Here is a 23417-nt window from a genome sequence, read left to right on the forward strand (position 1 = left end):
GGCCAGGGGGAGTTAGGTGTCGCAGTCCAGCACGGTGTGACAGAGCTGGCACCGCGCCCGCACCCGCCCCCTGACCGGCACGCGGATGCGCTGATGGCAGGTGGGGCAGGGGAACGACACCCGCAGCCCGTCCGGCAGCGTCTCGAAGGCGTACGGGCGCCCGGCGTCCCCGGACTCGCCGGGGTGGTCGAGCGCGTAACGGCGCTCCTTGGCGTACCGGTGCCGGCCCGACCACCCCGCCGTCGTCAGCGGCGGCTGCTGCTCGTCCCGCAGGGCCTGGGCCTTGCCCTTCGTGTAGGCGGTGTAGCCCTGGGGGCTGGTGAACCAGATGGCCGGGTCCTCGTTGAACACGATCGCCCGCTTGGCCAGCACGTAGCCGAACTCCTCCGGCGTCAGATAGCCGAGCTTCTGGCTGGAGTCCCGGTCCTCCCGGAACGCGTCGAGCAGCAGCCAGCCCGCGCCGAGGTACGTCGTCACGGTGTCGGTCAGGATCTCGTTGTCGCGGGTGCCGGGGAAGCTCAGCCCGAGCCGGTGCAGCAGGACATGGGTGATCTCGTGCGCGAGGGCGGCGCCGATGTCCCTGCGGTGGGTCCGGAAGCGGTCGTTGAGCTCGATGAAGTACTCCGGCCCCGCCGTCAGCTCGACACTCGCCGCGTGCTCCATCTCGTGGAAGCCGACGATCATCCGGGCGTCCGGCAGATGCAGCTGCTGGACCAGTGCGCGGGCCACCCGCTGCACTCCCAGATGCAGGTCGTCGTGATCGGCGAAGGCCACATCGGCGGGCGCGACGCTGGTGTCGTACCGCCGGATTCCGTCGCCCGGCATATGTCGGTAGAGCGCGGTGATGGCGGCCCGCACGGTGTCCAGATGCGGATAGCCGTGCACGACCGGGCTGCCGTTCGCCGCGCCTCTGTCCGTCACGCCACTACCCCTTCGTAGGACGGTCGACCGCCCTCAACTGTACGGGGGCGAGCTCCGCGGAGGCCCGACTGTTGCGTTGGCTGAAATCTACATCTTGTGCCACGGCTGATTTCCTCCCCATAATCCGGATCACGCTGTGGCGGGCGGACGCGGGCGATCTTTTGTTTCACCGGTCGTCGGTCGGCTTCGCCATGCGTACGGCACCCCCACGTGCTGAGTGTCATCCGTACACAGCTTCACGCACGACAGCCCCACGCAAGACAACCAAACGCACTGTTTCCCCCCACGAAAGGCAGTCAGTTGAGCTTCCTGCGTGCCCTGAAAAGATGTGCCGTCGTCGGCGCGGTCGTCCTCGCCGGTGTCAGCCTTCAGCCCACCTCCGCTTCGGCCACCCCGCCCCCGGGCCCGCTGGTCGTCGGCGGCACCCCTGCCGAGCAGGGTGAGTTCCCCTTCATGGTCCGGCTCTCCATGGGCTGCGGCGGCGCGCTCTACGAGCAGGACATCGTCCTGACCGCCGCCCACTGTGTGGACGGCTCCGGCCCGAACACCGGCATCACCGCCACGGCGGGCGTCGTGGACCTGGAGAGCCCCGACGCCGTCGAGGTCAACTCCACCGAGGTCCTCCAGGCCCCCGGCTACAACGGCACCGGCAAGGACTGGGCGCTGATCAAGCTCGCCCAGCCGATCGACCTGCCGACGCTCGACATAGCCACCGACGACTCCCTGAACAACGGCGAGTTCACCGTCGCCGGCTGGGGTGCGGCCACCGAGGGCGGCGGCCAGGAGCGGTACCTGCTGAAGGCCAACGTGCCCTTCGTCTCCGACGCGGACTGCGAGGGCGCGTACGGCAGCAGCCTCGTCCCGTCCGAGGAGATCTGCGCCGGCTTCATCGAGGAGGGCGGGGTCGACACCTGCCAGGGCGACTCCGGTGGCCCGATGTTCCGTGACAACGGCGCGGGCGGCTGGATCCAGGTCGGCATCGTCAGCTGGGGCCAGGGCTGCGCGCAGCCGGGCTTCCCGGGCGTCTACACCGAGGTGTCCACCTTCGCCGCCGACATCCAGTCGGCAGCGGCGGGCCTTTGACGGACGGCTCGTCCGGCGCGCCGCGCCGTCGGCTAGGCGCGTGGCGCGCGTGATGTGACACGAACGAGGAGGGGTGGGTTCCGGACCAAGGGGTCCGGAACCCACCTCTCTCTTGTTTCTCCCGTTTTTCGGAGCCGCGCGGCTTTCGTCCGTGCTTTCGGCCGTGTGGGCGCCATGTCGGCGGACGCGCGCGCGGCGACCGGGGATCGGGGCGGGTTCCGGTGTTCGGTGGCCGGACGGCGACCGGAGGCCGACCGTTCGGTTGGCCGAGATTCGTATCTTGTGGGGCCGCTCCTGCCCTCCGGATAATCCGGATCGCGTTCCTGTCGGGCTCATGCCAACGGCGCGCAACGCGCGTCGACCCGTGTGTGCCATGACAGGAGCAACTCCCTCAAGCCCCCACGAAAGGCAGACCGTTGAGCATTCAGGGTGTCCTCAAGAGATGCATCGCTGCCGGCGCTGTCATGCTCGCCGCCATCAGTCTCCAGACCGCCTCAGCCACCGCCGCGCCCGTGCCGGACGCGCCCAAGACGCAGGCCGCCGCCCCCCTCGCGCCGCCCGTCGTCGGCGGTACCCGTGCCGCCCAGGGTGAGTTCCCCTTCATGGTCCGCCTCTCGATGGGCTGTGGCGGCTCGCTGTACTCGTCCACCGTCGTGCTGACCGCCGCCCACTGTGTGAGCGGATCGGGCAACAACACCAGCATCACCGCCACCGCGGGCGTCGTGGACCTCCAGAGCAGCAGCGCCGTCAAGGTCCGCTCCACCAAGGTCCTCCAGGCCCCCGGCTACAACGGCGCGGGCAAGGACTGGGCGCTGATCAAGCTCGCCCAGCCCATCAACCTGCCGACCCTCAAGATCGCCACCACCACGGCGTACAACAACGGCAACTTCACCGTCGCCGGCTGGGGTGCGGCCACCGAGGGCGGCGCCCAGCAGCGCTACCTCCTCAAGGCGACCGTCCCGTTCGTCTCCGACGCCAGCTGCAACTCGTCGTACGGCGGCCAGATCATCACGAGCGAAGAGATCTGCGCCGGATTCGCCGCCGGCGGCACGGACACCTGCCAGGGTGACTCCGGCGGCCCGATGTTCCGCAAGGACAACGCCGGCGCCTTCATCCAGGTCGGCATCGTGAGCTGGGGCAACGGCTGCGCCCGGCCGAACTACCCCGGTGTCTACACCGAGGTCTCCACCTTCGCCTCCGCCATCGCGTCGGCCGCGGCCACTCTCTGATCCCCCTCCGGGCTCTCTGATCCGAGCGGATCCGGGCCCGTAGAGCGCCCGGTCCCGAGGGCGGGGCAGGTCAGGACACGCCGTCGGCGCGTCGGTCCACGACCTGTCCCGCCTGTGGTGCTCCGGCTGTCGTGGACCCGTACCGCGTGGGACCTGGGGGGAGGACACCCCCTAAGCTTCCGCACCATGACCACGAGCGACAACGGGAACACCGGCGGCATCGACCAGTCCGTCCAGGCCGAGCTGGACCGGCTCCGCGGAAGTATCGACAACATCGATGCGGCCGTCGTCCATATGCTTGCGGAACGGTTCAAATGCACCCAGCAGGTCGGCCATCTCAAGGCCGAACACGATCTGCCGCCCGCCGACCCGGCCCGTGAGCAGCGGCAGATCACCCGGCTCCGGCAGCTCGCCGAGAGCGCCAGACTCGATCCCGCGTTCGCCGAGAAGCTCCTCAATTTTATTATTGCCGAGGTGATCCGCCACCACGAGACGATCGCGGACAACGCGGAGAAGGCCGACGGCCAGGGGCGCACGAACGGCCGGACCTGACCGACCGGTGACCCGGCGGTACGGGCACCGCGCTCCCGTGCCCCACCCCGTGCTCCCTCCCGTGCGCTCACAGCGCAATCCCCACCCGCTGTGCCTCCCCATCCCCATCGGGCAGCATGTCCCCATGTCCGTACTGACGCGCGACGAAGCGCAGACCCGTGCCCAGCTCATCGACGTCCACCGGTACACGGTCGCCCTCGACCTGACCACCGGCGACGAGACCTTCGAATCCCGTGCCGCCATCGAGTTCACCGCCCTCGCGGCCGGAGACACCTTCGTCGAGCTGAAGCCCGCACTGCTGCGCTCCGTCACCCTCGACGGGCAGCCCCTGGACCCCGGCGCCCTCAGCGAGAACCGGCTCGCGCTCCCCGGTCTCGCCGAAGGCCGGCACGAACTGCGCGTCGACGCCACCATGCGCTACTCCCGCACCGGCGAGGGCATGCACCGCTTCACCGACCCCACCGACGGCGAGACCTACGTCTACACCCAGATGTTCCTCGAAGACGTCCAGCGGGTGTTCGCCGTCTTCGACCAGCCCGACCTCAAGGCCGTCTTCGCCCTCACCGTCACCGCCCCCGAAGGCTGGACCGTACTCGGCAACGGGATCGCCACCGACGAGGGCGACGGCCGCTGGAGCCTCGCGCCGACCCCGCCCATCTCCACCTACCTCGTGGCCGTCGCCGCCGGTCCCTGGCACTCGGTCCGCACCGAACACGCGGGCCTGCCCTTCGGCATCCACTGCCGGCGCTCCCTCGCGCCCCATCTCGACACCGACGCCGACGAAATCTTCGCCATCACCCGCGCCTGTTACGACCGCTACCACGCGAAGTTCAAGGAGCCGTACCCCTTCGACTCCTACGACCAGGCCTTCGTCCCCGAGTTCAACGCCGGTGCCATGGAGAACCCGGGCCTCGTCACCTTCCGCGACGAATTCGTCTACCGCTCCGCCGTCACCGACACCGAGCGGCAGACCCGGGCCATGGTCATCGCCCACGAGATGGCCCACATGTGGTTCGGCGACCTCGTCACGCTCACCTGGTGGGACGACATCTGGCTCAACGAGTCCTTCGCCGAGTACATGGGCTACCAGACCCTCACCGAGGCCACCCGCTACACCGACACCTGGGTCGCCTTCGGCATAGACCGCAAGTCCTGGGGTTACGACGCCGACCAGCGGCCCTCCACCCACCCCGTCGCGCCGGACCCGGACGCGGTGCCCGACACCGCGTCCGCGATGCTCAACTTCGACGGCATCTCCTACGCCAAGGGCGCCTCCGCGCTGCGCCAACTCGTCGCCTGGCTCGGCGAGAAGGACTTCCTCGCCGGCATCAACACACACTTCGCCCGCCACAAGTTCGGCAACGCCACCCTCGCCGACTTCGTCGACTCCCTCGCCGCCTCCACCGACCGCGACGTGCACCGGTGGGCCGAGCGGTGGCTCCGTACGACCGGCGTCGACACCCTCACCCCCACCGTCACCGGCAACGGCTCCGAGGCCGGCTGGACGCTCGGCGTCACCCAGGACGGCAGCCGCCCGCACCGTATCGCCGTCAGCGCCTACGACCGTGACCTGGTCGACCCCGGCAGGCTCGCCCCGCGCGACCGCTTCGAGATCGACATCCCGCAGCAGGACGGCCCCACGCTCCGCCCCGGCCGCCGCCCCGACCTGGTCGTCCTCAACGACGGCGACCTCGCCTACGCCAAGGTCCGCCTCGACGACCGCTCCTGGGCCACCGCCCTCGACTCCCTTTCGGCCATCCCCGACCCGCTCACCCGCACCGTCGTCTGGAACACGGCCCGCGACATGGTCCGCGACGGCGAACTGCCCCCCGGCGCCTACCTGGAGGCCGCGCGTACGCACCTCCCGCACGAGTCCGACCTCGCGATCGCCCAAGGTGTACTCGGCTTCGCCGCCACCCAGATCGCCGACCGCTACCTCGGCCCCGACGAGCGGCCCGCCGCCCTCGCCACCCTCACCACCATCTGCCGCGCCCTCATCCGCCGCACCGAGGACGGCAACGCACCCGGCCTGCGCCTCACCGCCGTACGCCACTTCATCTCCGCGGCCACCCAGCCCGACGGCATCCAGGACTGGCTCGGCTCGGGCAGCGTCCCCGGCGGCCCCGAACTCGACCCCGAACTGCGCTGGCGCATCCTCTACCGCCTCGCCGTCCTCGGCGCCGTGGACGACGCCGCCATCGCCGGCGAACTCACCCGCGACCCCAGCGCCACCGGCCAGGAAGGCGCCGCCCGCTGCCGGGCCGCGATCCCCGACAGCGACGCCAAGGCCGCCGCCTGGGAACGGCTCTTCCTCGGCGACGACCTGTCCAACCACCTCTTCACCGCCACCGCCCAGGGCTTCTGGCAGCCCGAACAGACCGGCCTCGTACGCGAGTACGTCCCCCGCTTCTACAAAGACGCCGTCGAACTGGCCGCCCGTCGCGGCCCCGCCATCGCCGAATTCGCCGGACGTTACGCCTTCCCGCTCCACGCGGTGGACGAGGAGTCGCTGCGCCTGGGCGAGGAATGCCTGGCCGGGGCGGACCTCCTGCCCGCGCTGCGCCGCAAACTGGCCGACCAACTGGACGACCTGCGCCGCGCGCTGCGGGTCCGGGCCGAATGACCCCGCGGTCTCCGTAAGGAGGACGGGCCGGCCCGCCCTCCTTACGGAGACCGCACACCGTAAACACACACACTCTCCTTCAGCGCACGCCGCTACCCCCGCCGGGTCCGGATCGTTGTGCACCGTAGGCACCACCCGACCGACCCCGGACCCCTGGTGCATCTGGCCCCCGCGCCCTGAAGGACCTCCATGACCGACCTGTCAGCAGACGATCACGACCAGCCGCACGATCTGGTCGGCATCGGCATCGGACCGTTCAACCTCTCCCTCGCCGCGCTCGCCGACGGCGTCCACGGAGGCCTCGCCGCCACCTTCTTCGAACAGCGCCCCGCCTTCCACTGGCACCCCGGGCTGCTCCTCGACGGCACCACCCTCCAAGTGCCCTTCCTGGCCGACCTGGTGACCCTGGTCGACCCGGCGAGCCCCTGGTCGTTCCTGAGCTATCTCAGGGCCTGCGACCGGCTGTACCCGTTCTACTTCGCCGAGCGCTTCCACATCCAGCGCGCCGAGTACGACGCCTACTGCCGCTGGGTCAGCGAACAGCTCCCCGGTCTCCACTTCGGCCACCAGGTCGACGCCGTCCGCTGGAACCCCGAACGCGCCCTCTTCGAGGTCGACTTCACCCAGCTCGACAACGACGGCGAGGTCGAGGCGCTCGGCCGCGCCTACACCCGCAGTGTCGCGCTCGGCGTCGGCACCGAGCCGTACGTCCCCGAACCGCTCAAGCTCCTCGCCGACACCCCGGCCGTGCCCGTGATCCACTCCGCCGACTACCTCGCCCACCGCGAGCGGATCCTCCAAGCCGAGCACATCACCGTCGTCGGCGCCGGACAGTCCGGCGCCGAGGTCTTCCTCGACCTGCTGCGCGCCCGCCCCACCGGCGCCGAGAAGCTCCACTGGCTGGCCCGCACCGAGGCCTTCGCGCCCATGGAGTACTCCAAACTCGGCCTGGAGCAGTTCACCCCCGACTACACCAGCTACTTCCACGCCCTGCCCGAACGCGTACGCGACGAACTCCTGCCCCGCCAGTGGCAGCTCCACAAAGGCATCGACGCGGGCACCATCGCGGCCATCCACGACGAGCTCTACCGCCGTACGCTCCACGGCGGCTGGCCGGACGCCGTCCTGACCCCCGGCGTTCTCGTCCGTACGGCGGGACGCGTCGGCGCCACCCGCATCGAACTGCACCTGGAACACGCCCAGCAGTCCGGCCGCTCCCGGCTCACCACCGACGCCGTCGTCCTGGCCACCGGTTACCGCGAGCGCCCGCTCGGCAGAATGCTGGCCGGACTCGACCCGTACATGCGTCTCGACGAGTCCCAGCGCCCGCGCATCGACGACCGGTACCGGCTGCTGCTCGATGCCTCGGTGACCGGCTCGGTATACGTACAGAACGCCGAACGGCACACGCACGGCGTCGGCGCCCCCGACCTCGGACTCGCCGCCTGGCGCAGCGCGACGATCCTCAACTCGCTGACCGGCACCGAGCCCTACCCACTGCCACGGCGTACCGCGTTCACCAGCTTCGGCCTCGACGGACAGGAAAAGCACCGGGCGGTGCCGGTGCCCAGAGGTCTCGTACCGCTCTCCGAAGTGCGCTGACCCGGAACGGGACCAGGGCCTGTCCGGGGGGTGCGCCGGCGTGGTGCCGAGGGGACGGCACCACGCCGGCGCGTCATCGCGCGACGAGTCAGAAGACCGGGGTGCCGTCGCGCGTGAGCTTCCAGTCCACCGAGGCGAACGAGGCCGGGTCGACGGTCTTCTCCGTCTGCACCCAGGTGATGATCGTGTTCCGGATCTCGTCCGGGTTGGCCCACAGCTGCTGGGCGCCCGCGACATGCGGGAAGTTGCCGCCGCCGCTCGCCCGGTAGTTGTTCACGGCGAGGACGAACTTCGCCGCCGGGTCCAGCGGCTTCCCCTCGAAGGAGAGATTCACGATCCGCGAACCGGCCGGCTTGGCGATGTCGATGTCGTACGTCAGCCCCGACACCACGTCGTAGTTGTAGTCCGGGATGCTGTCCGCGTTCGTCAGCTTCGAGGTGTCCACCGGCGCACCGGCCGCCGTCCGCACGTAGTACTTCGCCGAGAACTCCAGATAGTCCCTGATCTGAGTGCCCGTCAGCAGCCGTGCCTCCAGGGTGTTCTCGAACGGGTACAGCCCCGCCGCGTCCTTGATGGTCACCTCGCCCGCCGGGATCCCCGCCGTACGCGAGAAGCACGACGCCTGCGACAGCAGCGGCAGCGCCGCCCACTCGCCGCCCGCGAGACCGGCCTTCACCGTCTCCGTCTGCACATGGTTGATCAGGTCGATCAGCGGCTCGTCCCGCCAGGGCGCGTCGGCCGTCGTCATCGCGGCCGTCGACGTCCCGATGACCTGGTTGACGTAGCTCACGACCTTGCGGTGCTCGTCGACGAGCAGCCCCGTGATCTTCGGGTCCTCGTCCACCGTGCTGGAGTTGAGGACCTGCGAGCCGACCTTCTCGACCGACCAGCGGCCCCGCTCCCACACCAGGTCGAAGTCGAACAGCGTCAGCCGCTGTCCCCACTTCAGCGGCTCGGACAGCACCACGTCCTTGCCGGTCTCCTTGTTGGTGACCCGGTACTCCGGAATCTCGCTGTGCGCGTGACCGACCAGGATCGCGTCGATGCCCGGCACCTGCTCGGCCACCAGCCCGGCCGCGTTCTCGACGTACGGAAGCTGGTCTCCGTAGGAGGACGTGCCGTTCGACCCCGAGTGCGCGGAGACGATCACCACGTCGGCGCCCATCGACCGCAGCCTGGGCACCCACTTCGCGGCCTGCTCCTCCAGACCCGGGAACGTCATCTTCCCCTGGACGTTCACCTTGTCCCAGATCGCGATACCCGGGTTCGTCAGCCCCAGCACGGCCACCCGCACATCGCGCCCGTGGGGCGTCCGCAGCCGCTTGATCACATACGGCGGGAAGGCCGGCCGCAGCGTCTTCGCGTCCAGCGCGTTGGCGCCGAGCAGCGGGAAACGGCACTGCTCCTCGAACTTGCGCAGCACCGGGATGCCGTAGTTGAACTCGTGGTTGCCGAGGGCGGCGGCGTCGTACCCGATCGCGTTCATCGCCTGCGCCATCGGGTGCACCGGGCCGCGCTTCGCCGTGATCGGGTCGATCTTGGCGTAGTAGTACGAGAGCTGGGTGCCCTGGATGGTGTCGCCCGCGTCGATGAGCAGGGTGTTGCCCCGGCCCTTCTCCTTACGGACGCGGTTCACCAGCGTGGAGATCTTCGCCAGACCGACGTCGTTGCGGTCCTTGTCGTCGAACTCCTTGTCCGTGAAGTAGTCCCAGTTGAAGACGTTGCCGTGCAGGTCGGTGGTGCCCATCACGGTGAACGAGTACCGCTTCGGACGCCCGTGGCCGTGACCGTGGCCGCCGCCGTGCTCCCGCGCCTCGGCGCCCCCGGCGGTGCCCCCGGCGATCGCCACTCCGGCTCCCGCGGCGGCCGACCGGCCCAGGAACGTCCTTCGGTTCAGCGGCATCGCTACTCCCTCGTACTCGTCAACTCGGCGCACAACGCGCGTAGATAGGGCCGCTAGATTCTGACGCAGGAACGCGGAATCGAACACCCCCAGCGGGTTTCGATCCGATGACCGCCGAATGTCGTGCCCCGGACGGGAGCCGGATGGGAGAGTGACCGGACGGACCGGGGAAGGCCGTACGCCTCCCCGTCCCCCCCCACAACTCGCCGTCGTACGAGGGAGAACCCAGCCGTGACCACCGACGCCCCCGCCCCCGTCTCCGCGCCCTACGGCACCCCGGAAACCCCGAGGGTCGCCGTCCGCGGCGAGGCGCGCCTGGAGTTCGACCCGGAGATCGCCAGGATCGGCGTCACGGTCAGCGCGCGCGGCACCGACCGCCGCACCGCCCTGGAAGACCTCACCCGCCGCAACAACGAGGTCCTGGCCCTGATCAAGTCCTACGGTGACGCCGTCGAGAAGCTGGAGACCGGCTCCTTCTCCATCAACCCGGAACTCACCCGGCACGGCCGCGGCGAACGCGTCCGCGCCTACCACGGCCGCGTGCACATCAACGCCGAGCTCGCCGACTTCACCGCACTCGGCGAACTCACCACCCGCCTCGCCGACCTCGACCTCACCACCGTCGACGGTCCCTGGTGGGCCCTGCGCCCCGACTCGCCCGCCCATGGTGAGGCCCGCGGGCAGGCGGTCCGCGAGGCGGTCCAGCGGGCCCGCGAGTACGCCGGGGCGCTCGGCGCGAATCTCGCCGCCCTTGTCGAGCTCGCCGACATCGGCGCGGAGAACGCCGTGCCGTTCGCCACGCGTGCCCCGGCGTACGCGATGGGTTACGGCGGCGCCCCCGAGGCCGCCGGCGCGGCCCCCGCGCTGGACCTTGAACCGCAGCGCCAGACCGTCTACGCGCAGGTGAACGCGCGCTTCACGATGACACCGCCCGTTCTCTGACCGGCGCACGCGGGAATTACCGAATACCGCTCATCGGAGCAGCCCCGCGCCCACTTCAACACTTGGCAACAACCCTTCATGTAAAGGTTGTTGAGTAGTCATGTGAGACCGATTACCTACCCGGCGGTAAGGTTTAGTCTCGGTTCATGCGCCGAGCAAAAATCGTCTGTACCTTGGGGCCCGCCACCGACTCGTACGACCAGATAAAAGCACTGGTCGAGGCCGGAATGGACGTCGCCCGCTTCAACCTCAGCCACGGCAGTTATGTCGAGCACGAGGAGCGCTACCAGCGCGTACGCAAAGCCGCCGAGGAAACCGGCCGCAGCGTGGGAATCCTCGCCGACCTTCAAGGCCCGAAGATCCGCCTCGGGCGCTTCCGCGAAGGTCCGGTACTCCTTGAACGCGGCGACGAATTCACCATCACCGTCGAACCCTTCGAAGGCGACCGCCACACCTGCGGCACGACCTACGAAGGACTCGCCGACGACGTGACCACCGGCGAGCTCATCCTGGTCGACGACGGCAAGGTCACGCTGGAGGTCACCGCGGTCGACGGACCCCGCGTCCGTACCACCGTGGTCGAGGGCGGCATGGTCTCCGACAACAAGGGCCTCAACCTGCCCGGCGTCGCGGTGTCCGTCCCCGCGCTCTCCGAGAAGGACATCGAGGACCTCCGCTGGGCCCTGCGCATCGGCGCCGACGTCATCGCTCTCTCCTTCGTACGGAGCGGACGCGACATCGAGGACGTCCACCGCATCATGGACGAGGAGGACCGGCGCGTCCCGGTCATCGCCAAGGTCGAGAAGCCGCAGGCCGTGGAGAACATAGACGACATCGTCGCCGCGTTCGACGGCATCATGGTCGCCCGCGGCGACCTCGGCGTCGAGATGCCGCTGGAGCAGGTGCCGATCGTGCAGAAGCGCGCGATCAAGCTCGCGAAGCGCAACGCGAAGCCGGTCATCGTCGCCACGCAGATGCTCGACTCGATGATCGAAAACTCCCGGCCGACCCGCGCGGAGGCGTCGGACGTCGCCAACGCCGTCATCGACGGCACCGACGCGGTGATGCTGTCCGGCGAGACGAGCGTCGGCAAGTACGCGGTCGAGACGGTCCGGACGATGAGCCGGATCGTGGAGGCGGCGGAGGAGGACGTGCTGGCCAAGGGCCTGCCCCCGCTCACCGAGCGCAACAAGCCCCGCACCCAGGGCGGCGCGGTCGCCCGCGCGGCGGCCGAGATGGGCGACTTCCTGGGCGCGAAGTTCCTGGTGGCCTTCACACAGTCGGGCGACACGGTCAAGCGCCTCTCCCGCTACCGCTCACCGATCCCGCTGCTGGCCTTCACCCCGGACCCGGCGACACAGGCGCAGCTCAACCTCACCTGGGGTGTGGAGGCGTTCCTCGGCCCGCGGGTGGAGTCGACGGACGCGATGGTCGACCAGGTCGACGAGCAGCTGCTGCGGATCGGCCGCTGCGACAAGGGCGACATCGTGGTGATCACGGCGGGCTCCCCACCGGGAGTGGCGGGCTCGACCAACCTGGTCCGCGTCCACCACATCGGCGAGGACGACAGCCCCAAGTAGTACGCTCCGCGCACGCACGATGGGCCGGAGCTGAGTGCTCCGGCCCGGTGTGTGTCCGTGCGGCGTGATCGCGGCCGCATGATCCCGCGGGACCTCAGAGGTCTGGTGAGATCATGGAAATGGAGGGAAAGTACCCCGGGTGGGATTCGAACCCACGCTGGATGGTGTTTGAGACCATTGCCTCTACCGCTGGGCTACCGGGGCGCCCTTTGAAACGAAGGAATTGGTGTCCCCTCCGTGACACAACCATACCGTAGCTGGGTAGGCTCTTGACGAGCAGTATCTGCCTGGAACGAGGAGCCTCAGTGACCGCCCCCGAGTCGCCCCAGCCCGTCGCCGACGACGACAAGTCGCATGTGCCGCCCCTGACGACGCGCGTCGTCATCGCCGAGGACGAGGCGCTCATCCGCCTCGACCTCAAGGAGATGCTCGAAGAAGAGGGCTACTCCGTCGTGGGCGAGGCCGGTGACGGTGAGCGTGCCGTCGAGCTCGCGCGGGAGCACCGGCCCGATCTCGTCATCCTCGATGTCAAGATGCCCGTCCTGGACGGCATCTCCGCCGCGGAGAAGATCGCGCGGGAGTCCATCGCGCCCGTCCTGATGCTCACTGCCTTCTCCCAGCGCGATCTCGTGGAGCGCGCCAGGGACGCCGGTGCCATGGCGTATCTCGTGAAGCCGTTCAGCAAGACGGACGTCGTGCCCGCCATCGAGATGGCCGTCTCGCGCTTCAACGAACTCAAGGCGCTGGAGCGGGAGGTCGCCGATCTGACGACCCGCCTGGAGACGCGCAAGCTCGTGGACCGCGCGAAGTCGATCCTCCAGACCCAGTACGGCCTCACGGAGCCCGCCGCCTTCCGGTGGATCCAGAAGACCTCGATGGACCGGCGGATGTCGATGCAGCAGGTCGCCGAGGCCGTCATCGAGGACGACGAGGAGAAGAAGAGGGCCGCGAAGGGGCAGTAGAGCGGTCGGCACGGCGCGAGAAGGCCCGCACCCCTTTCGGGACGCGGGCCTTCTCGCGTACGTACGCGCGCGCGTGGACTCAGTCCTCGCCCAGATACGCCTTCCGCACCGACTCGTCGACCAGCAGGTCCTGCCCGCTGCCCGAGAGTACGACCTTGCCGACCTCCATCACATGGCCCTGGTCGGCCAGTGACAGCGCCGCCTGGGCGTTCTGCTCGACGAGGAGGATCGTCGTGCCCTGCGACTTGAGTTCGGCGATCGTCGCCATGATCTTCTGCATCATGATCGGCGAGAGTCCCATGGACGGCTCGTCCAGCATGAGCAGCTTGGGCCGTGACATCAGCGCCCGCCCCATGGCGAGCATCTGCTGCTCGCCGCCGGAGAGGGTGCCCGCGGCCTGCTTGCTGCGTTCGCCGAGGATCGGGAACAGCTCGTAGGCGCGCTTGATGTCGCTGTCGATGCCGGCGGCGTCCTTACGGAGGAACGCGCCGAGCTTGAGGTTCTCCGCGATCGTGAGACGCGGGAAGATCCGGCGCCCCTCGGGGGAGTGCGCCAGACCCATCGCGACGATCTTGTGCGCGCCGACGCCGTTCAGCGGCTTGCCGTCGAAGACGATCCGGCCCCCGGACGGCTTGAGCAGCCCGGACAGGGTGCGCAGTGTGGTCGTCTTGCCCGCGCCGTTGGTGCCGATGAGCGTGACGATCTGACCGGCTTCGACGCTGAAGGAGATGCCCTTGACGGCTTCGATCTTGCCGTAGGCGACCTTGAGGTCCTCCACCTCCAGTAGTGCGGTCACTTGCTGTCTCCTTCTTTGCCTGCCGTGCTGTGTGCCTCCGCGGCCTCCACCTCGGAGACTTCCTCGGCGCCTGGGGCGCCCTCGTAGGGGGTGCCGAGATAGGCGGCGACGACCCGCTCGTCGGCCTGGACGACGTCGGAGGTGCCCTCGACGAGCTTCTGGCCCTGGACGAGGACGGCGACGCGGTCGCACAGGTTGAAGATGAAGCGCATGTCGTGCTCGATGACGAGTACGGCGATGCCCTGGTCACGGATGGCGAAGACCAGGTCCTGGGTGGTGCGGGTCTCCTGCGGGTTCATGCCGGCGGTCGGCTCGTCGAGCAGGAGGAGGCCCGGGTCGCTGGCGAGGGCGCGCGCGATCTCCAGTTTCCGCTGTTCTCCGTAGGGGAGGTTGCGGGCGAGGTGGTCGCGCTTGGCCGAGAGGCCGGTGAACTCAAGGAGTTCCATGGCGCGTTCCTCGGACTCCTTCTCCGCCTTCTTGAAGCCGGGGCCGCGCAGGAGCGCGGACCAGAGGCCTTCCTTGGTCCTGGTGTGGCGTCCGACGAGGACGTTCTCCAGGACGGTCATGTTGGCGAAGAGCCGGATGTTCTGGAACGTCCGGGCGATGCCCGCCTTGGTGACCAGATGGGACTGGTGCGGCAGGACGGTGCCCTTGTAGCTGACGGTGCCCTCGGTGGGGACGTACAGACCGGTGAGGCAGTTGAAGAAGGTGGTCTTGCCCGCGCCGTTGGGGCCGATGAGGCCGACGATCTCGCCGGTGTTGACCTGGAGGTCGACGTTCTGTACGGCGGTGAGGCCGCCGAACTTCTTGGTGACGCCGGTGGCTTGGAGCACGGGGACGGCGGCCTGCGTGGCGGCCTTGGGGGATCCGGCGCCGGTGGGTTCGATGTCGGTGGTCATTCGGGTCACACCCCCGCTTTACTGAGGCCGATATCGCCCTTGGGCGCGTCCAGTTGCCCGGTTTCGTGGAATTCGAGCTGCTTCCTGCGGTCGGCGATGAGGCCCTCGGGGCGGAATCGCATGAGCAGGATCAGCGCGATGCCGAAGAGCAGCAGCTGGTAGTCCGACATGAACTGGAGCTTCGCCGGGATGAGGTAGAGCAGCGAGGCGCCGATGAGGGGACCGCTGACCGTGCCCATGCCACCGAGGATGACGGCGGCGAGCAGGAACGCCGAGTTCGGCGGGACGGCTTCGACGAACTTGTACTGGGCGGGGGTGACGGTGAAGGTCACGTGCGCCTGTACGGTGCCGGCCATGCCCGCGAGGGTGGCGCCGAGCGCGAAGGCGAGCAGCTTGAGCCGGAAGGCGTTGATGCCCATGGCCCTGGCCGCGGTCTCGTCCTCGCGGATGGCGACCCAGGCGCGGCCGATGCGCGACTGGTCGGAGCGGCGGAAGACCGTCACCACGATGATCGTGAACAGCAGCATCAGCAGGTAGTAGTTGGAGAACCTGCCGAGTTCGACGCCCAGAATCGTATGTGGCTCCCCGAGGTTGAACCCGAAGAGGTCCAGGTCGGGGATGTTCGGGATGCCGTTGGAGCCGTTGGTGACATCGGGGCCCGACGATCCGTCGAGGTTCTGCATGGTGATGCGGAAGATCTCACCGAAGCCGAGGGTCACGATGGCCAGATAGTCGCCGTGCAGTCGCAGGGTCGGCGCGCCGATGACGACACCGAAGATCAGCGAGGCGCCGGCGCCGCAGAGGACGGCGGCCCAGAACGGCAGCTGGAGCCCGATGGTGGACGACGGCGATCCGGAGACGAGGGCGGCCGTGTAGGCGCCGACGCCGAGGAAGGCGACGTATCCGAGGTCGAGCAGACCTGCGAGGCCGACGACGACGTTGAGTCCGAGCGCGACGGTGGCGAAGATCAGGATGTTCGTCCCGATGGAGGCGTACGCGTCGTTGCTCTGGGTGAACGGGAAGGCGAACGCGGAGACGAACGCCGCGGTCACGGTCACGTTCTTGTGCTTCGAAGTGAGGCTTGCGAGGCGGCGGTTGAGGCCGGCCCGCGAAATGGCGGTCGCGCCGAAGGCGACGAGGAGGATGTAGCCGATGAAGAGCTCGGCGGCCTCGGTGTCGATGCCGAAGGTGAAGACGAACAGGCCGAGCCCGAAGGCGGCGGCGATGACGAGGATCTCGGCCCAGCCGGGGAGCGGTGCGGCTTCCTCGGGAACGGGCGCCTTGAACGACTGGACGAACCGCTGCCAGGCGTTGGGGCTCGGGTGCTCGTGCGGGACGTCGCAGGGGAGGCCGAGGGCCGCGACGAGCGTGATCAGCGAGGCGACCGCGGCGACGTAGGCGCCCGGTTCGAGGTTGGCGAGTCCGCCGAGTTTCACGGCGATCGCGATGACCGTGTACCAGGTGGTGGCGAACGTGCCGAGGGCGAAGAGAAGGACGGGGCCGTTCTTGCCGCCGGGGGAGAGCCAGCCGAGGCCGCGTACGCCGTAACCGGCGGCGACGAAGAGCAGGGTCAGCAGCGCACCGGTGAGGGTGAGCAGCTGGAGGCCGCCGGGGTAGCCGGTGACCGTGAGGTCGCCGGGGAATTCGGCGGTCCAGGTCCAGGCGAGGAAGGTGCTCGCGAACGTCGCGACGGCGCCGATGGCGGCGCCGAGACTGGCCACCGCGGGCGGCAGGCCGATGACGGGGCGCTGCTCCCGGTGTGCGGGGGCCGCGGTGGTCGTCTTCGATGTGGTGGTGGTCATCGGTATCACGCCCGATCCGATACGCGTGCGCCGAGCAGACCTTGTGGCCTCAGCAGCAGTACGAGGATGAGGAGGACGAACGCCCACACGTCCTTCCAGGCGCCGCCGCCGAGCTGCGACATGCCGGGGATGTTCTCGATGTAGGCGGTGGCCATGGATTCGGCGAGACCGAGTACCAGGCCGCCGATCATGGCTCCGTAGATGTTGCCGATACCGCCGAGGACCGCGGCCGTGAAGGCCTTGAGTCCGGCGATGAAGCCCATCTTGAAGTTGACCTCGCCGTACTTGAGACCGTGCGCGACCGCCGCGATGGCGGCGAAGGCGGCACCGATGGCGAACGCGGTGACGATGATGCGGTCGGTGTTGATGCCCATCAGCTTGGCCGTGTCCGGATCCTGCGACGTGGCCTGCATGGCGCGCCCGGTGCGGGTCTTGGAGACGAACACGCCGAGCGTGATCATGCACAGGGGTGCGGCGATGAGCAGGAAGAGGTCGCCGCGGCTGATGGCGAACGCGCCGAAGTCGAGCCTGCCGCCCTCGAACTCGGGGAAGGGGCGGGACTTCGTGGCGTCCGGGTAGAAGGCCCAGATGGCCTGCTGGAGTGCGATGGAGAGGCCGATCGCGGTGATCAGTGGCGCGAGCCTGGGCGCGTCACGCAGGGGCCGGTAGGCGAAGCGTTCGGCTCCTACGGCGACGAGCACGGAGCAGGCCATCGCCATGAGGATCATGAGGGGGAGTGCGATGAGCAGACTGGTACCGCTGGGCAACCAGAGAAATGCGGTCAGCGCACCGAAGCCGCCGATCATGAATATCTCGCCATGGGCGAAATTGATGAGCTGGACTATGCCATAGACCATCGTGTAACCGATTGCGATGAGTCCGTACAGCGCGCCGAGTAGCAGGCCGTTGGCAAGTTGCTGCGGCAGATCGTTCACCGCGGGGCCTCCGAATGAGTGGGGTCAGATACGGCCGCGGGGGGGCGCTGTGGCGCCCCCGCGCGGTGGTAGGTCCTACAGGAGGGAGGGCTGGTGAGCCCGGTCAGCCCTCGAACACGCCCGTCTTGACGGGTACGTGCTTGCCGCCCTTCACCTCGTAGAGGGAGAGCTGCTTGTTCACGGTGTCGCCGAACTCGTCGAATCCGACCGTGCCGGTGACGCCGTCGAACTTGACGTCCTGCATGGCCTCGGTGATCTGCTTGCGCGCGTCCTTGACGTCGCCGGGCAGCTCGCCGTCGTTCTTCTCGACGACGGCCTTCACGGCCTGGATGATCGCCCAGGTGGAGTCGTAGGCGTAGCCGCCGTACGCCTCGAACGCGCCGTCGTAGCCGCCGGCCTCGTAGTCCTTGATGAACGTCTTGGCGGTCTCCAGGGTCTCCAGGGGCGCGCCCACGGAGCTGGCGAAGTCGCCTTCGGAGTTCTTCTTGCCCAGCTTGATGTACTCGGCGCTGAAGAGAGCGTCACCGCCGACGGTGGGGATCTTGGCGCCGGCGTTCTTGATCTGGCTGGCCAGCGGGGCACCGGCCGGGTACTCGCCGCCGTAGTAGACGAAGTCGGCGTCCTTCTGGGCGACCTTGCTCGCGACGGACGAGAAGTCCTTGTCGTCCGGGTTGATGTGGTCGGTGCCTACGACCGTGCCACCGAGCTTCGTGAACTCGGCGGAGAAGGTCGCGGCGAGACCGGCTCCGTAGGTCTTCTTGTCGTCGATGACATAGACCTTCTTGAGCTTCTTCTCGTTGAACATGAACTGCGCGGCGTACGGGCCCTGAATGGCGTCCGTGGTGGCCGTACGGAAGTACGTGTCGAAGCCGCGGACCTTCTTGCCGCTCTGCCAGTCCTTGCCCTGAGTCATCTCGGGGTTGGTGTTGGCGGGCGAGACCTGGACCAGGTTGTCGTTGGCGAAGACCTTCTGCATGGCCTGGCCGACATCGGAGTTCAGGGGGCCGACAACGCCCACGACGTCCTGGTTGCCGACGAGCTTCGTGGCGTTCTGCTGGCCGGTCGCCGCCTGGGCGACGTCGTCCAGGGACTCCAGCTCGAAGGTGATGCCTTCGACTTCGTTGTTCTTGTTTGCCGTTTTGACGGCGAGGTCGGCGGAGTTCTTGATGCCCTGGCCGAGCGCGGAGAGGTCTCCGGTCAGCGGCGCGTCGAGGCCGATGACGACGGTCTTCTTTCCGCCGCCGCCGCCCTCGCTGCTGTCGTCGCGGGAGCCGCAAGCAGAAAGCGTGAGGGCTCCTACAGTGACCGCAGTGGTGACTATGAACAAGGAACGGTGACGCACGATCAGTCCTTTCCCCTGGCACGGCTGTCCCTGATTGAGAAGCCGGGTCGAGCGCTGGAACCGAACTGAAAGGAATCCGGTGGCGCGGTGACTGGCCGTGACTCTAAGCGCGCTGGTGGGGGTGGTGCAGAGGTGGGGCCAAGGATGTGACTCTCTTGTTATGACGGAAGCGCGATGAAGCCCGTGGCGGTGGGGAAAGACGTGTGATTTGAGACTGTTGGTGAGTCCACATACTGAGAACCAGCAGGACCGCACCGGTAATCGGGCGATTACGGAGTGGAGCGGTCGCATGTCTTCTGGACGGCCGCGCCGAGGTCTTCCGGGTATCCGCCGCCGAGGATACGGCTCTGTTTCTGGACCGCCCGTTCATTACGTAACGTGACATCCAGGAAGGGGAGTCCGGCATTCCGTGGTACCTCCCCGCAGTCGAGCACATAGACGGTCACCAGCACCTCGCGGGAGCCTCCGGCCGGCACGGTGAACGGCGCCGACGGTTCGGTCGAAACGGCCAGCGCCGCGGACGGCTGGGTGACGGCGTCGATCGTGACGCGCCGGCCGGGCTCGGTCGAGACGGTGACGCCGAAGGTGAACGCGCCCGCGTGCTCGCTCTTCGGCGCGGCGCCCCCGTAGGCGAAGCCAACCACCTGCGACGGCCAGGGCGGTGGTGGCTCGGGAGGCGGCGACGGGGAGTTGAGGACGTACAGGCAGCCGCCCGCCGTGAGGGCCGCGGCGACGCCCAGCGCGGCCTTGCGGCGGTGCCGCGGGGGCACCGTGAGACGGATGCGGGGCCCCGTCGCGCCGGTGAGCGGGGGCTCGGGATGGTGATAGGTGTCCTCGCCCGGTTCGACGGGGCCGATACCGCTCATGCGCCGACGCTAATGCGGTTCGGGCGCGACGACAATGGATCGCGCCGCAAGGCGTGACGCAACGTCACCATCGAGGGTCCCACCTGGCTTTCCCGTGCCGGGGTCCGGCGGCGGGCGGGGCGCCGCGGGAGCCCCGACAGGCCTTGGTTTCCGCCGTGTTTCGCGGTAGTCCCGCGGCCGTCACGCGTCTCACCTGTTGGTCACCGCGGGCCTTCGGAAGCCCGTTCGGCACCTTTACCGGCCCGCTTGAGCTCCCCTTGAGGTTCGCCCCTCAGGCGTTTTTCCGCGTCGTGAATCCGGTGCCGTCGCCGCTCTGGAGAAGGCACGTCAACCGCGCGGTGCAGACCCGCTTTCCCTGCTCGTCGGTGATCACGATCTCGTACGTCGCGGTGGACCGGCCCCGGTGGAGCGGGGTGGCGACACCGGTCACCAATCCGGCACGCGCGCCGCGGTGATGCGTGCAGTTGAGGTCCACGCCCACGGCGATCTTGTCGCGTCCGCCGTGGAGCATCGCGCCGATGGAGCCGAGGGTCTCGGCGAGTACGGCGGACGCGCCGCCGTGCAGCAGCCCGTACGGCTGGGTGTTGCCCTCCACGGGCATGGTGGCGACGACGCGCTCGGGGGACGCCTCGGTGACCTTCAGGCCCATGCGACTGCCGAGGTCCCCGGCGGAGAAGAGCGAGGTCAGATCGGTGTCGTACGGCGCGTACTCCTCGACGACCTCCTTCGGGAACGTCGCCGACTCCTCGTTCGCTTCTGACTGCTCACCCATGGGTCCGGCTCCGATCGGCTGCGTGGTGCGATACGTGTGCGGTGCGTGTTTTGGTGCGTGCCGGCGCGCGGGATTGCGCGCGTGGCTCCGCGCGGGCCGGCACGCACCGTCTTATCAGATGACTGAGCGAACGCTTAGGCGGGGCCGCGCTGAGGCGGCCGGGACCGGGACCGGACCCGGGGGTTCCGTCAGCGGTGCTCGAAGCGCACCACGACGGACTTGCTCGCCGGGGTGTTGCTGGTGTCGGCCGTGGAGTCCAGCGGCACCAGCACGTTCGTCTCCGGGTAGTAGGCGGCGGCGCAGCCGCGCGCCGTGGGGTAGTGCACCACCCGGAAGCCGCGGGCCCGCCGCTCCACGCCGTCCTTCCACTCACTGACCAGATCGGTGTACGAGCCGTCGGGCAGGCCCAGCCGGCGTGCGTCGTCCGGGTTCACCAGCACCACCCGGCGACCGCCCTTGATGCCCCGGTAACGGTCGTCGAGGCCGTAGACCGTGGTGTTGTACTGGTCGTGCGAGCGCAGCGTCTGTAGGAGGAGCCGCCCATCCGGCAGCGCCGGGTACTCGACGGGCGCCGCGGTGAAGTTGGCCTTGCCGGTGGCGGTGGGGAAGCGCCGCTCGTCGCGCGGGGCGTGGGGGAGCTGGAAACCGCCGGGCCTGGCGACGCGTTCGTTGAAGTCCTCGAAGCCGGGGACGACCCGCGAGATCCGGTCGCGGATCGACCCGTAGTCCTTCTCGAACTCCTCCCAAGGAGTCAGCGACCGCGGACCGAGGACGGCACGCGCCATCCGCGCGACGATCGCCGGCTCGGACAGCAGATGCGGGCTCGCGGGGGCGAGGTTGCCGCGCGAGGCGTGCACCATGCCCATGGAGTCCTCCACGGTCACGATCTGCCTGCCGCCCGCCTGCACGTCCTTGTCCGTACGGCCGAGGGTCGGCAGGATCAGCGCACGCGCGCCGGTCACCGCGTGCGAGCGGTTGAGCTTGGTCGAGACGTGCACGGTCAGCCGCGCGGTGCGCATCGCCGCCTCCGTCACCTCGGTGTCCGGCGACGCCGAGACGAAGTTGCCGCCCATGGCGAAGAAGACCTTCGCGTCGCCGTCGCGCAGCGCGCGGATGGCCCGTACGACGTCATAGCCGTGGTGACGCGGCGAGGTGATCCCGAACTCCTGGTCCAGGGCGTCGAGGAAGGCCGCCGCGGGCCGCTCGAATATGCCCATGGTGCGGTCGCCCTGGACGTTGGAGTGTCCGCGTACGGGGCACACCCCCGCGCCCGGCCGGCCCACATTGCCGCGCAGCAGCAGGAAGTTGACGACCTCGCGAATGGTCGCGACCGAGTGCTTGTGCTGGGTCAGGCCCATCGCCCAGCAGACGATGGTGCGCTTCGACGCCAGCACCATGGACAGCGCGCGCTCGATGTCCGCGCGGTCGAGACCCGTCGCGACGAGGGTCTCGTCCCAGTCGGCGGTGCGCGCGGCGGCGGCGAACTCCGCGAAGCCGTGGGTGTGCTCGGCGACGAACGCCTCGTCGACGGCGGCCGGATCCGACTCGGCCGCTTCCAGTATCAGCTTGTTGAGCAGCCGGAAGAGGGCCTGGTCGCCGCCGATGCGGATCTGGAGGAAGAGGTCGTTGAGCGCGGCGCCCTTGACCATGCCCTGCGGCGTCTGCGGATTCTTGAACCGCTCCATGCCGGCCTCGGGCAGCGGATTCACCGAAATGATCTTCGCGCCTGCCGACTTGGCCTTCTCCAGGGCGGAGAGCATCCGGGGGTGGTTGGTCCCGGGGTTCTGCCCGGCCACGATGATCAGGTCGGCCTGGTGCATGTCCTCCAGGGAGACGCTGCCCTTGCCGACACCCAGGGTCTCGGAGAGCGCCGAACCGGACGACTCGTGACACATGTTGGAGCAGTCCGGCAGATTGTTCGTACCGAACTCGCGGGCGAACAGCTGGAACAGGAAGGCCGCCTCGTTGCTCGTACGGCCTGAGGTGTAGAACAGCGCCTCGTCGGGGGAGTCCAGCGCCGTCAGCTCCTCGGCGATGATCGCGAACGCGCGCTCCCAGCTCACCGGTTCGTACCGGTCGCCCCCGCCGGCCGCGCCGTCACCGCCGTCGCCGGAGCCGCGCTCCAGGAGCATCGGCTGGGTGATACGGCCCTGCTGGCCCAGCCAGTAGCCGCTGCGCCGCGCGAGATCCGCGACCGGGTGCGCGGCGAAGAAGTCCGGCGTCACCCGGCGCAGCGTCGCCTCCTCGGCGACCGCCTTCACACCGTTCTCGCAGAACTCCGCCGTGTGCCGGCGCTCGCCCTCCGGCCAGGCGCAGCCCGGACAGTCGAAGCCGTCCTTCTGGTTGACCTTGAGCAGCGTCCGCGCCGCGCGCCCCACGCCCATCTGCTGCTGGGCCACCCGCAGCGAATGCGCCACGGCCGGCAGCCCGGCCGCGCTGTGCCGGGGGTCGGCGACCCGCGGCGCGTCCTGGACCGGGTCACCTGAAGGCGGCTTGCGAGCCATCACGCACTCCCTCACTCGTACGACGGGACTCCGTCCCGCGATCCCGTCCCCCGACAACTCTCCCCCGATCCTGTCACGCACCGCCGGGGGCACCTCGTGGTGGA

The 23417-nt window shown here is 69.0% G+C and carries 18 protein-coding genes and 1 tRNA gene; 8 read left to right on the top strand and 11 right to left on the bottom strand.

The features are described 5' to 3' along the window. Positions 1-12: 12 nt before the first annotated feature. Positions 13-921, bottom strand: a complete 909-nt coding sequence (locus tag OIE74_RS29620) for a hypothetical protein (RefSeq protein WP_329388992.1) — start codon at positions 919-921, stop codon at positions 13-15. Positions 922-1221: 300 nt separating this feature from the next. On the opposite strand from OIE74_RS29620, the gene OIE74_RS29625 reads away from it, so the two are divergent. From OIE74_RS29625 to OIE74_RS29645, 5 genes are all read left to right on the top strand, one after another. Then, positions 1222-2004, top strand: a complete 783-nt coding sequence (locus OIE74_RS29625; protein WP_329388993.1) for a S1 family peptidase — start codon at positions 1222-1224, stop codon at positions 2002-2004. 464 nt (positions 2005-2468) lie between these two features. Beyond that, entirely contained in the window at positions 2469-3233 is a 765-nt protein-coding gene (locus OIE74_RS29630) for a serine protease (protein WP_329392493.1), read from the top strand. A 186-nt stretch (positions 3234-3419) separates the two neighbouring features. Continuing rightward, positions 3420-3785: a chorismate mutase gene (locus tag OIE74_RS29635; protein ID WP_329388996.1), complete on the top strand. Its 366-nt coding sequence runs from the start codon at positions 3420-3422 to the stop codon at positions 3783-3785. Positions 3786-3909: 124 nt separating this feature from the next. Next, a complete protein-coding gene (gene pepN, locus OIE74_RS29640) occupies positions 3910-6408 on the top strand; it encodes an aminopeptidase N (protein WP_329388998.1) in 2499 nt (832 codons plus the stop codon). A gap of 189 nt (positions 6409-6597) precedes the next feature. Then, positions 6598-8010 carry a lysine N(6)-hydroxylase/L-ornithine N(5)-oxygenase family protein gene (locus tag OIE74_RS29645; RefSeq protein WP_329389000.1) on the top strand — a complete coding sequence of 471 codons (1413 nt, stop codon included), beginning with the start codon at positions 6598-6600 and terminating at the stop codon, positions 8008-8010. Positions 8011-8098: 88 nt separating this feature from the next. Here OIE74_RS29645 and OIE74_RS29650 read toward each other — a convergent pair whose 3' ends face one another. Next, positions 8099-9913, bottom strand: coding sequence for a bifunctional metallophosphatase/5'-nucleotidase (locus OIE74_RS29650; protein WP_329389002.1), 1815 nt, complete (start codon positions 9911-9913; stop codon positions 8099-8101). A 231-nt stretch (positions 9914-10144) separates the two neighbouring features. Here OIE74_RS29650 and OIE74_RS29655 point away from each other — a divergent pair, with 231 nt between their 5' ends. After that, entirely contained in the window at positions 10145-10855 is a 711-nt protein-coding gene (locus OIE74_RS29655; RefSeq protein ID WP_329389004.1) for an SIMPL domain-containing protein, read from the top strand. A gap of 146 nt (positions 10856-11001) precedes the next feature. After that, positions 11002-12435, top strand: coding sequence for a pyruvate kinase (pyk, locus tag OIE74_RS29660; protein WP_329389006.1), 1434 nt, complete (start codon positions 11002-11004; stop codon positions 12433-12435). Positions 12436-12566: 131 nt separating this feature from the next. Here pyk and OIE74_RS29665 read toward each other — a convergent pair. After that, positions 12567-12639: transfer RNA gene (locus OIE74_RS29665), tRNA-Leu, on the bottom strand. 101 nt (positions 12640-12740) lie between these two features. Between OIE74_RS29665 and OIE74_RS29670 the strand changes: the two genes are divergently transcribed. Next, positions 12741-13397: an ANTAR domain-containing response regulator gene (locus tag OIE74_RS29670; RefSeq protein WP_329389008.1), complete on the top strand. Its 657-nt coding sequence runs from the start codon at positions 12741-12743 to the stop codon at positions 13395-13397. 79 nt (positions 13398-13476) lie between these two features. Here the strand turns inward: OIE74_RS29670 and OIE74_RS29675 are convergent, their stop codons facing one another. The 8 genes from OIE74_RS29675 to OIE74_RS29710 form a co-directional block, all read right to left on the bottom strand. After that, positions 13477-14193, bottom strand: a complete 717-nt coding sequence (locus OIE74_RS29675; protein ID WP_329389010.1) for an ABC transporter ATP-binding protein — start codon at positions 14191-14193, stop codon at positions 13477-13479. Next, positions 14190-15092 carry an ABC transporter ATP-binding protein gene (locus OIE74_RS29680; protein ID WP_329389012.1) on the bottom strand — a complete coding sequence of 301 codons (903 nt, stop codon included), beginning with the start codon at positions 15090-15092 and terminating at the stop codon, positions 14190-14192. The genes OIE74_RS29675 and OIE74_RS29680 overlap by 4 nt, the downstream gene beginning before the upstream one ends. 5 nt (positions 15093-15097) lie before the next feature. Next, complete coding sequence (locus tag OIE74_RS29685; RefSeq protein ID WP_329389014.1) at positions 15098-16894, bottom strand: branched-chain amino acid ABC transporter permease; 1797 nt, start codon at positions 16892-16894, stop codon at positions 15098-15100. 5 nt (positions 16895-16899) lie between these two features. Further along, positions 16900-17829 (bottom strand): branched-chain amino acid ABC transporter permease, encoded by a 930-nt coding sequence (locus OIE74_RS29690; protein WP_329389016.1) that lies wholly within the window; start codon positions 17827-17829, stop codon positions 16900-16902. A gap of 103 nt (positions 17830-17932) precedes the next feature. Beyond that, on the bottom strand, positions 17933-19171 hold the full coding sequence (locus tag OIE74_RS29695) for a branched-chain amino acid ABC transporter substrate-binding protein (protein ID WP_329389017.1): 1239 nt from the start codon (positions 19169-19171) through the stop codon (positions 17933-17935). A gap of 269 nt (positions 19172-19440) precedes the next feature. Beyond that, a complete protein-coding gene (locus OIE74_RS29700) occupies positions 19441-20037 on the bottom strand; it encodes a Tat pathway signal sequence domain protein (RefSeq protein WP_329389019.1) in 597 nt (198 codons plus the stop codon). Positions 20038-20308: 271 nt separating this feature from the next. Continuing rightward, a complete protein-coding gene (locus OIE74_RS29705) occupies positions 20309-20809 on the bottom strand; it encodes a PaaI family thioesterase (protein ID WP_329389021.1) in 501 nt (166 codons plus the stop codon). Positions 20810-20997: 188 nt separating this feature from the next. Then, on the bottom strand, positions 20998-23313 hold the full coding sequence (locus OIE74_RS29710; protein ID WP_329389023.1) for an FdhF/YdeP family oxidoreductase: 2316 nt from the start codon (positions 23311-23313) through the stop codon (positions 20998-21000). Between the last annotated feature and the right edge of the window lie 104 nt (positions 23314-23417).

The organism is Streptomyces sp. NBC_01716 (assembly GCF_036248275.1).
Classification (GTDB): Bacteria; Actinomycetota; Actinomycetes; order Streptomycetales; family Streptomycetaceae; genus Streptomyces.

Coding starts and splice junctions, on each gene's coding strand:
- OIE74_RS29630 (WP_329392493.1), top strand. CDS start 2,469: ATGCTCGCCGCCATCAGTCTCCAGACCGCCTCAGCCACCGCCGCGCCC.
- pyk (WP_329389006.1), top strand. CDS start 11,002: ATGCGCCGAGCAAAAATCGTCTGTACCTTGGGGCCCGCCACCGACTCG.
- OIE74_RS29700 (WP_329389019.1), bottom strand. CDS start 20,037: ATGAGCGGTATCGGCCCCGTCGAACCGGGCGAGGACACCTATCACCAT.
- OIE74_RS29680 (WP_329389012.1), bottom strand. CDS start 15,092: ATGACCACCGACATCGAACCCACCGGCGCCGGATCCCCCAAGGCCGCC.
- OIE74_RS29650 (WP_329389002.1), bottom strand. CDS start 9,913: ATGCCGCTGAACCGAAGGACGTTCCTGGGCCGGTCGGCCGCCGCGGGA.
- OIE74_RS29710 (WP_329389023.1), bottom strand. CDS start 23,313: ATGGCTCGCAAGCCGCCTTCAGGTGACCCGGTCCAGGACGCGCCGCGG.
- OIE74_RS29685 (WP_329389014.1), bottom strand. CDS start 16,894: ATGACCACCACCACATCGAAGACGACCACCGCGGCCCCCGCACACCGG.
- OIE74_RS29645 (WP_329389000.1), top strand. CDS start 6,598: ATGACCGACCTGTCAGCAGACGATCACGACCAGCCGCACGATCTGGTC.
- pepN (WP_329388998.1), top strand. CDS start 3,910: ATGTCCGTACTGACGCGCGACGAAGCGCAGACCCGTGCCCAGCTCATC.
- OIE74_RS29635 (WP_329388996.1), top strand. CDS start 3,420: ATGACCACGAGCGACAACGGGAACACCGGCGGCATCGACCAGTCCGTC.
- OIE74_RS29705 (WP_329389021.1), bottom strand. CDS start 20,809: ATGGGTGAGCAGTCAGAAGCGAACGAGGAGTCGGCGACGTTCCCGAAG.